The 7,323-nt window shown below is 24.7% G+C and carries 11 protein-coding genes and 1 tRNA gene; 3 read left to right on the plus strand and 9 right to left on the minus strand.

Features of this window, described 5'->3' with window-relative positions:
• Positions 1–17: 17 nt before the first annotated feature.
• The 8 genes from X274_RS11495 to X274_RS04105 form a co-directional block, all read right to left on the minus strand.
• Positions 18–1,787, minus strand: a complete 1,770-nt coding sequence (locus X274_RS11495; protein ID WP_052913167.1) for a tetratricopeptide repeat protein — start codon at positions 1,785–1,787, stop codon at positions 18–20.
• Complete coding sequence (locus tag X274_RS04075) at positions 1,778–2,050, minus strand: EscU/YscU/HrcU family type III secretion system export apparatus switch protein (protein WP_047265537.1); 273 nt, start codon at positions 2,048–2,050, stop codon at positions 1,778–1,780. The genes X274_RS11495 and X274_RS04075 overlap by 10 nt, the downstream gene beginning before the upstream one ends.
• Positions 2,043–2,969, minus strand: coding sequence for a hypothetical protein (locus X274_RS04080; RefSeq protein ID WP_047265538.1), 927 nt, complete (start codon positions 2,967–2,969; stop codon positions 2,043–2,045). The genes X274_RS04075 and X274_RS04080 overlap by 8 nt, the downstream gene beginning before the upstream one ends.
• 307 nt (positions 2,970–3,276) lie before the next feature.
• Entirely contained in the window at positions 3,277–4,101 is an 825-nt protein-coding gene (gene ylqF / locus X274_RS04085) for a ribosome biogenesis GTPase YlqF (protein ID WP_047265539.1), read from the minus strand.
• A gap of 335 nt (positions 4,102–4,436) precedes the next feature.
• Positions 4,437–4,511 (minus strand) — tRNA-Arg (locus X274_RS04090).
• A gap of 78 nt (positions 4,512–4,589) precedes the next feature.
• Positions 4,590–4,940 (minus strand): hypothetical protein, encoded by a 351-nt coding sequence (locus X274_RS04095; protein ID WP_047265540.1) that lies wholly within the window; start codon positions 4,938–4,940, stop codon positions 4,590–4,592.
• Positions 4,941–5,189: 249 nt separating this feature from the next.
• The gene (locus tag X274_RS04100) at positions 5,190–5,420 is read right to left on the minus strand and encodes a hypothetical protein (RefSeq protein ID WP_047265541.1); all 231 of its coding nucleotides are present in this window, start codon (positions 5,418–5,420) and stop codon (positions 5,190–5,192) included.
• Between the two features lie 344 nt (positions 5,421–5,764).
• Positions 5,765–6,013: a hypothetical protein gene (locus X274_RS04105; RefSeq protein WP_047265542.1), complete on the minus strand. Its 249-nt coding sequence runs from the start codon at positions 6,011–6,013 to the stop codon at positions 5,765–5,767.
• Here X274_RS04105 and X274_RS11760 point away from each other — a divergent pair.
• From X274_RS11760 to X274_RS04110, 3 genes are all read left to right on the plus strand, one after another.
• On the plus strand, positions 5,998–6,237 hold the full coding sequence (locus X274_RS11760; protein WP_231580381.1) for an IS110 family transposase: 240 nt from the start codon (positions 5,998–6,000) through the stop codon (positions 6,235–6,237). The two genes, X274_RS04105 and X274_RS11760, sit on opposite strands and share 16 nt — an antisense overlap.
• A gap of 384 nt (positions 6,238–6,621) precedes the next feature.
• Positions 6,622–6,711: a hypothetical protein gene (locus X274_RS12370; RefSeq protein WP_442914800.1), complete on the plus strand. Its 90-nt coding sequence runs from the start codon at positions 6,622–6,624 to the stop codon at positions 6,709–6,711.
• Positions 6,680–7,030 (plus strand): transposase, encoded by a 351-nt coding sequence (locus X274_RS04110; RefSeq protein ID WP_052913168.1) that lies wholly within the window; start codon positions 6,680–6,682, stop codon positions 7,028–7,030. Before X274_RS12370 ends, X274_RS04110 begins: the two co-directional genes overlap by 32 nt.
• Positions 7,031–7,108: 78 nt before the next feature.
• On the opposite strand, the gene X274_RS12155 is transcribed toward X274_RS04110, so the two are convergent.
• Positions 7,109–7,323 (minus strand): hypothetical protein (locus X274_RS12155; protein WP_047265543.1); only part of this gene is annotated, 215 nt, incomplete at its 5' end.

Genomic DNA, 7,323 nt, shown 5'->3' on the forward strand with positions numbered 1-7,323 from the left:
TATTCAACATATTAATTTTATTTTAAAAATGTTATTAATCCATCAAGTTTTGCAGCCCATAAAAGCAATGTTTTAACCTTTATATCTTCAAAATGTACATTTTCAATTTCAGCTATAGAAGGTTTTATATGCATATAAGATAAAATTATTTTTATAATATCTTCATATGAGTTTAAATAATACTCTGCTAAAGTATCAAAGTCTATGAGGTTTAATTCATAATCAGAAATGAACCGAGCTAGTTCAAAGTGCAAATCTTTCATTTCTTCTATTATGTCATTAACAAAAACATCTAAACTGCTGAAATTACCAAATGCTCTATCCTGATAAAATCTTAATAAAAAGCGTGAAATCAATATTCCTTTTCCATCTTTCCATATATATTTTGTTAAAAGTGTTGATATTCTTTCGGAAAGTCCATAATCTATACCACTTAATAAATAGGCATTTAATAATAATTCAATACCATCAATATCCTCATTTGGATCCTCTTTTATAAGATTCATTATCTCTATATTATTTTTCTTTAAATTTCTGTATAATCCTAATTTATCAATTTCACCATATTCATCAAAAGAATTTATCAAAGATTCCACATAATTTTTATCAGCAATATTTTCTAAATAATCAAGATAAGAATCAATATTATCTATTATTAAAGGCATATTTCCATACATTCCATAATTATTTAATTCAATAGATATCTTTTTTGCAATGTCTATTTCATCATTGGATAAAAGTGAAAACATATAAAATGTTTTTGCAGATATTTCAAATTCTGTATTTTTTAACATTTCATAATATTTTTTGGTACTTTCAATATCTCCAATAATAGCAGATAATTTTACCAATAATAATAGAATTAGATTTTTATTCTCTTCTTTAGCGATTTCTAAAGCTTTTTTCGCTGTTTCATACGCCTTTATATATTCACCAATATTTCTATAAGATATAGATAATTCATGAAGTATAAAATCTTCTTCATAAATATCTGCAGCCTTTTCTAATTTTTTGGTTGCTTCTATATGTCTTCCGAGTTTTGCATATGTATAAGCTAGGTTATATAGCAATTCATAATTTTCGGGGTCTTTTTTCAAGCCTTTTTCCTGTATTTTCATAGCATCTTCAAATCTTTGTAGTTGATTAAATAATATTCCTAATCTTACATAAGCAGCGGAAAATTCAGGATCTTTTTTTAATATAGTATTAAGTTCCTCTATTGCTTCAGAAAACAATCCATTCTCAATATATATATCAGCAATTTTTAAACGAGGAATAATGAATTCTGGATTTAATTCTAAAGTATTTTTATAAGCTTCAAGAGCTTCTTCATAAATTTTTCTTTCAAACATTAAATTTCCCAATTCAAAATGACCGAGATAAAAATTTGGATTTTTTACTATAGATTCTTTTAATTCCAATTCTGCTAACTCATCTTGTCCGCTTTTTTTTAGCAAAAGCGATCTATAGAAATTAAATCTATAATCTTCTCCAGCAATTTTTTTTGCTTTATTTAAATATAAGTTTGCATTTTCAAAATCATTTTTGTTTAAAGCATCTTTAAATGCCTCATAATAAAAATATACGAGATAACTTTTATAATATTCATCTTTTGAAATTTTATATTGTGCTTCTAATCCTCTTAAAATAACGTCAAGGGGTAATTTGTTTTTATCTGCAATGTTTTTCATATCATCTACTAATATTGGCATTTTTACAGGTAAATTATATAATTTTGCATATTCAGGTTTTAAATCTAAATAGACAATAGCGTATTTTAATCCCATGATTTTTCCTCCCTTTTTTCATTGAGTTCCATAACATATGCAATTATTTTAGCAACAATAAAATACATTTCTTCAGGAATGTCTGAAGGTATATCAAGGCTATACAATTCATTTACAGTTTTTGTATTTTTCAAGATAGGTATATTATTTTCTTTGGCAATTTCAATGATTTTATCAGCGATTTTTCCTATACCTTTGGCAATTACAGTTGGGACCTCATCTTTAAATTCTTCATATTTTATAGCTACTACTTTCTTATCCATATAATCCCTTCTTATTTAATTTTTCTGTATTTTCTAAAGTGTTGATTTGTAAAGCATTAATTTTAATTCCATCTTTTTCTATTTCATTAATTAAATGATTTATATTATTTTTAAAATCATCAATATTCCTTTCTATATTAAAATTAATTGTTATGGAATTGTCTTTCTTATATATAATGCTATTTATCAAACCAAATTTATTAGAAATAAAAGAAAAAGCTATTCTTTTTATCTTTTTTTGCTGTTGTTTTTCATAATCTATTTCATCGCTAATATTAAAAAAAATAGGCATTCCAAATAATTGAAAAAATACGAAGTTCGGCTCTTGAATAGATTCAAATTGTGAGAAGTTTTTATATGCATTCAATGCTTTATGAAATATTTCATTTTTTTGTGTTTTTATATAATATGTTTTTTCATCTGTTTTTGATTTATGTGGAATCTTATTACTTTTTTCATTTTTTTTATTGTTTTCGTTTATATTTAAGAAATTTACGTCCTTTTTTTCAAATTTTATAAAATTCTCATTTTTTTTATTTTTTACAATTTGATCATTATTTTGATTTGTAATGTTTTTAAGTATATCCGTTGGTTCTTTTTCTTTGTTTATTAAAATTGTATTTTCAATCATTTTATTTATGATTTTTGCGCTGTCGTTAGGATTGGGGATCTTTAAACTTTTATTTTCTATGATACTTTTTGCGATTTCTTTTATAAAGGTTTTAATAAAATTATTAGCACTATTAATGTTTTTTTTATTGTCTGGAGTGATATTATATTTTTTTGAGAGATTATAATTCTTTGGAAAAATGTTTTTAATAAATTTTCCTAACCAAGTTATAAAATTTTTTATTTGTGGACTTTTCATGTTGCCAATTAATTTTAATTCTATATTTTCATTTAATAAAGGAAATATCAAAGAATATTCTTTTTCAGATTCTTTGATATTTTGATTTTCTATAATAAATAAAAGTTCTTTTGCCTGTGTGATATTAGTATTTTTGCTTTTTTCATCGATAACATTAATATAGTCTCCAGCTTTTATATTTTCTGGTAATTTTGGATTTTCAATAATTATTCTTTTATTTTTATCTATTTTTAATTGAATAATATCATCATCTATTGCCTCTATTAAGGCAATTAATGTTTTTATATTTTTTGTTTTTGTTAATTCTTTTATAATCCCAAAATTAAAAAATTTAATGCCATTTAGAATAAAAAATCCCTCACTTTAAAATATCATAATCTTCAGGATAATCGTATACAACTTTTCCATATTTTCCATCTGATAATTCTTTTAAAAAAGTACTCATAGCTCTTTCAATATCATAAGTATTACCAGTAGCAATAAAATTTCTTCTTTTAGCGAATAATTCAAGAAATTTTATATGATCTTCAGGAATACTATCTGATTTTAAAGCTTTTTTAATTATATCTGGATATTTTTCTTTAAAAAAGTTGAAACCATATTCTATTGCAAATTCTTTTTCATCTTCTTCTGGTTTAATTGAACCTATTAGTATAAGTTTATATAATATTTTTTTATTGTATATTTCACTATATAAAATACCTGGTGTATCGAGTAACATAAATTGATTGTTAACACTTATCCATTGAAGGCCTCTTGTAATTCCTGGGGTATTGCCCACCCTTAAAGCTTTTTTCCCTTTTATACTATTAATTAAGGTTGATTTTCCAACATTTGGTATACCAGCAACCATTACCCTCAATTCGCTAAACTTTTTTGGAAACGATTTATAAACTATTTTTGTTAAAAAACTTCTTACACTTACTTTTTTTAAAGCTGTTTTTAAAACTTTATATCCTTTATCTCTATAATATTTTTCCCAGAATTTTAGCTTGCTTTCATCAGCAATGTCAATTTTGTTAAAAAGAATAATTCTTTCTTTATTTTTAAACAGGTCATCATATTCATAAGCTCTACTTGCATAAGGAGCTCTTGCATCAACTAATTCCAGTATTCCCTGAACAGTTTTTAAATATGTTTTAATTTTTCCTTTTGCTTTTTTTATATGGCCAGGATACCACATTTTTTCACCTTCTTATCTCTGTGTTTGATTTGTTTTTATAAAATAAAATATCTTACTTCTATTTACGCTTATATTTTTTAAGTATAAAAAAATCTAAGGGAAAAAGGATTTATAATATTATATAATAAATATTTATTCCGATTACCCGCTGTAAGAGAGCGATAGTTCTAAGGTTTTTTTATTAAAATCCTATTTTTTAATCCAATAACCCACCGTAGGTGTGTTAAGGGTAATATTCGAGTCTTCGTCTCATTTTAGACTTTTTAGAGAATACAACCTATGAGTTTATAGAAAAGAGAAATAACAAAAAATCCGGGAACTTCCCGGATTAATACTGGTGCCCCCAGGAGGAATCGAACCTCCATTTGCGGATTAGGAATCCGCCGTTCTATCCGTTGAACTATGAGGGCGAGATTGATTTTTTTAGGACTATAAGTATTTTAACAAAAAAAATGAGTAAAATCAATAAAGAAAATATAAAGATAAAATTAAAAAGAAGAAGCATAAAAGCAAATAGCCTGTCCAAAAAGTCTAAAGGACAAAAAATTAGAAATCTTTTTTAAAGGTAAATTATGAAGAATATTAAAAAGAACAATAAAATTGAATAAAACAACAGTAATACCAGCAAAAGTCAAATAATTTCTATTTCTAACATACCAAACATATTCAGTACCAAAAGACATATCCATAATACCATAAACTCTTTCAATCTCCCAACGTAATTTATAATCGTTCTTAAAAGCAATTCTAAAAGATTTCATAACATATCTATTATAAGATTCATAATATCTAGTATTTCTTTTATTTAAATCAATAACTGGTATAGAATTAGAAGACATAATCTTTGAAAAAATATCATAAGAATCATAAGCAGCATTGAAATATTATGAAATAATATTTCAAAAAGTTTTATAATAATAATTTATATGTTATATCACCAAAATTTTGCGAAGCAATGCAAAGTAAAATCAAGAACAAAATCATTTTTAGCATCTAATGATAAATAAAACTTTTTACCGAATTCTTTACCTTTTAAAATATTATGAAATAATATTTTATTTATAATATAATTATAATATGATTTATTTTCAATAACCTCGCGAAGCGATGTTATTTGTAAAACCAAATTCTTCTTTATTGAAAGTCGCTTTAGCAATACCTAATCTGGAATCTTTACATGGCTTAATTACATTAGCATCTATAGTTGCATGTGTCTTAGATAATTGAAATTTACTATATATCCAATTAATCAAATCATTATTTATTTTTCTAAAATCTAATCTATTTGCTCTATATGATATTGTTTGAAAGAGCTTCATTTATTCCTATCAAGTTTAAAAATTCTGGATGTTCATGAAATAATTCCTGAACTTTTCTATACGATTTTTTAGCCATTTTTAACAACATTAGAATTTTAAGAATAGCTTTATCTGAAAATTCCTTTTTTCTACCAAATGAGTATTTTGGTTCTTTAAAAAATATATCTATAATATTGAAAATAAATAAAATTTCTTTTTTTTACAAAAGACGTATTGATTTCTATCTTTTTTTGTGCTAACATTGAATTGGGCACTCCTTTCTTTTGTTTTTTGGCTCAATTCAATGTTTCTATATTGAATCAAGGAGTGCCTTTTTTATTTCTTACTAATTGGACACCCTATTTCTAATTCTTAATCCCTTTTTTGTACATTTTTATTTTCCCTTTTTTAACATTCTTGTAGTTGTTTTTACACCAATATAAACTCCTTTCATTTGTAAGTACTACCCCTATTTCTTTTGATAATTTTTTCCATTTTGTCTTAACATCATAATTAAGAACTTTTATTTCTCCTTCATCCGGTAATAATAATCCTAATTCCTTTAAAACAATTTTTAAACAAAAGAGGTATTGATATTCTGGTATTACACCCATATTCTCTCAAGAATTTCATGAGAGCATTTAGCCATTCAAAAACTGATAAGATCGATGCTAAAAACATTGCTAAAGCCGTATATTTATTAAGCGACTATGTAATTAAATCATCTGAACCTGAGGATTTAGTTTTAGAGTTAAGAAATTTGTTTAGAGCAAGAAAATTAATTGTTAAAACTTTTACCGCTTTACAGGTGCGATTAAAAAAGCATATGCTTTTTTAAAAAATTATATCTTTTTAAAATTAAAGAATATTAAATCCTTCTGCTTGCGCAGCATGATTTAATATATGCCTGAATTATTAAAGCATTTCTCAGATATGAAATCTCCCATTTTACTAAAATTATTATCAAGATATCCTATAATCTACTAATATTCAAATTTATAATTTTAAAATTAACTTATATAAAAATTATAATTTTTCTAAACAATTGCAGCGATAATGTTTGCTGTAATAGTGGGGTAATTTTAAAAATTCTCTAAAATATTTCTTAACATATTTTTAACTTTAACTTTAACTTTAACTTTAACTTCTTGATCTTTTAGAGAATACACCCTAGTATAATTACTAATACTGTAATTTGATTAATGACTGGAAAAATAGACCTTTGGAAGAAGTATATGCTATCGTATATTTGGACACTTCATTTTATTCAGTAAAGGAAGATGGGTATTGTAAAGAAAAAAGTTATATATAACGTTATTGGTATTAATCTTGATGGTTATAAGGATATTTTAATTGCTTCTGTAGATGGATTAACAGGTTTTGTTGATGCAATTCATGCCGCATTTCCAAAAACTGAAGTTCAAATGTGTATTGTACATCAATTGAGAAATACTTTTAAATATGTCCCTCATAAATATAGAAAAGAAATCACTAAGGATTTGAAACCTATATACCAGGCTCCAAATCTTGAAGCAGCTGAGGCTGCACTTGTAGAATTTGAAAAAATGGGGCAAAACTCACCCCATAGCAGCACAAATATAGAAAAACAATTGGGAACTTGCTTACTTTAAATATTCAAAACCTATTAGGAAGCTGATATATACAACCAATCTAATAGAAAACGTACATTGCCAATTTGGATAGTTCCTTCATTTTAACAAATATACAGATTTCATCCAATCAATTTTTAATCCCTTCCATGTCCTCACAATATAAAATGTAATCTCTGCATTTTCCGGATATTTAATTTTTTTAAGTTCTTCTTTCTTTATTTCTTTATTTATTATATTACCTTTAGAATCTAAATCATAAGATACTAATATTTCATTTAAAAGATGTACAATATATCCCCTCTTAACTTTTT

Source organism: Marinitoga sp. 1155 (assembly GCF_001021175.1).
In the GTDB taxonomy this organism is placed as follows: Bacteria; Thermotogota; Thermotogae; order Petrotogales; family Petrotogaceae; genus Marinitoga.

Bases quoted from the DNA above. Each gene is read 5' to 3' on its own strand.
- X274_RS11495 (WP_052913167.1), bottom strand. From the start codon at position 1,787: ATGGGATTAAAATACGCTATTGTCTATTTAGATTTAAAACCTGAATAT.
- X274_RS04075 (WP_047265537.1), bottom strand. From the start codon at position 2,050: ATGGATAAGAAAGTAGTAGCTATAAAATATGAAGAATTTAAAGATGAG.
- ylqF (WP_047265539.1), bottom strand. From the start codon at position 4,101: ATGTGGTATCCTGGCCATATAAAAAAAGCAAAAGGAAAAATTAAAACA.
- X274_RS04095 (WP_047265540.1), bottom strand. From the start codon at position 4,940: ATGTCTTCTAATTCTATACCAGTTATTGATTTAAATAAAAGAAATACT.
- X274_RS04100 (WP_047265541.1), bottom strand. From the start codon at position 5,420: ATGAAGCTCTTTCAAACAATATCATATAGAGCAAATAGATTAGATTTT.
- X274_RS04105 (WP_047265542.1), bottom strand. From the start codon at position 6,013: ATGGGTGTAATACCAGAATATCAATACCTCTTTTGTTTAAAAATTGTT.
- X274_RS04110 (WP_052913168.1), top strand. From the start codon at position 6,680: ATGGGTATTGTAAAGAAAAAAGTTATATATAACGTTATTGGTATTAAT.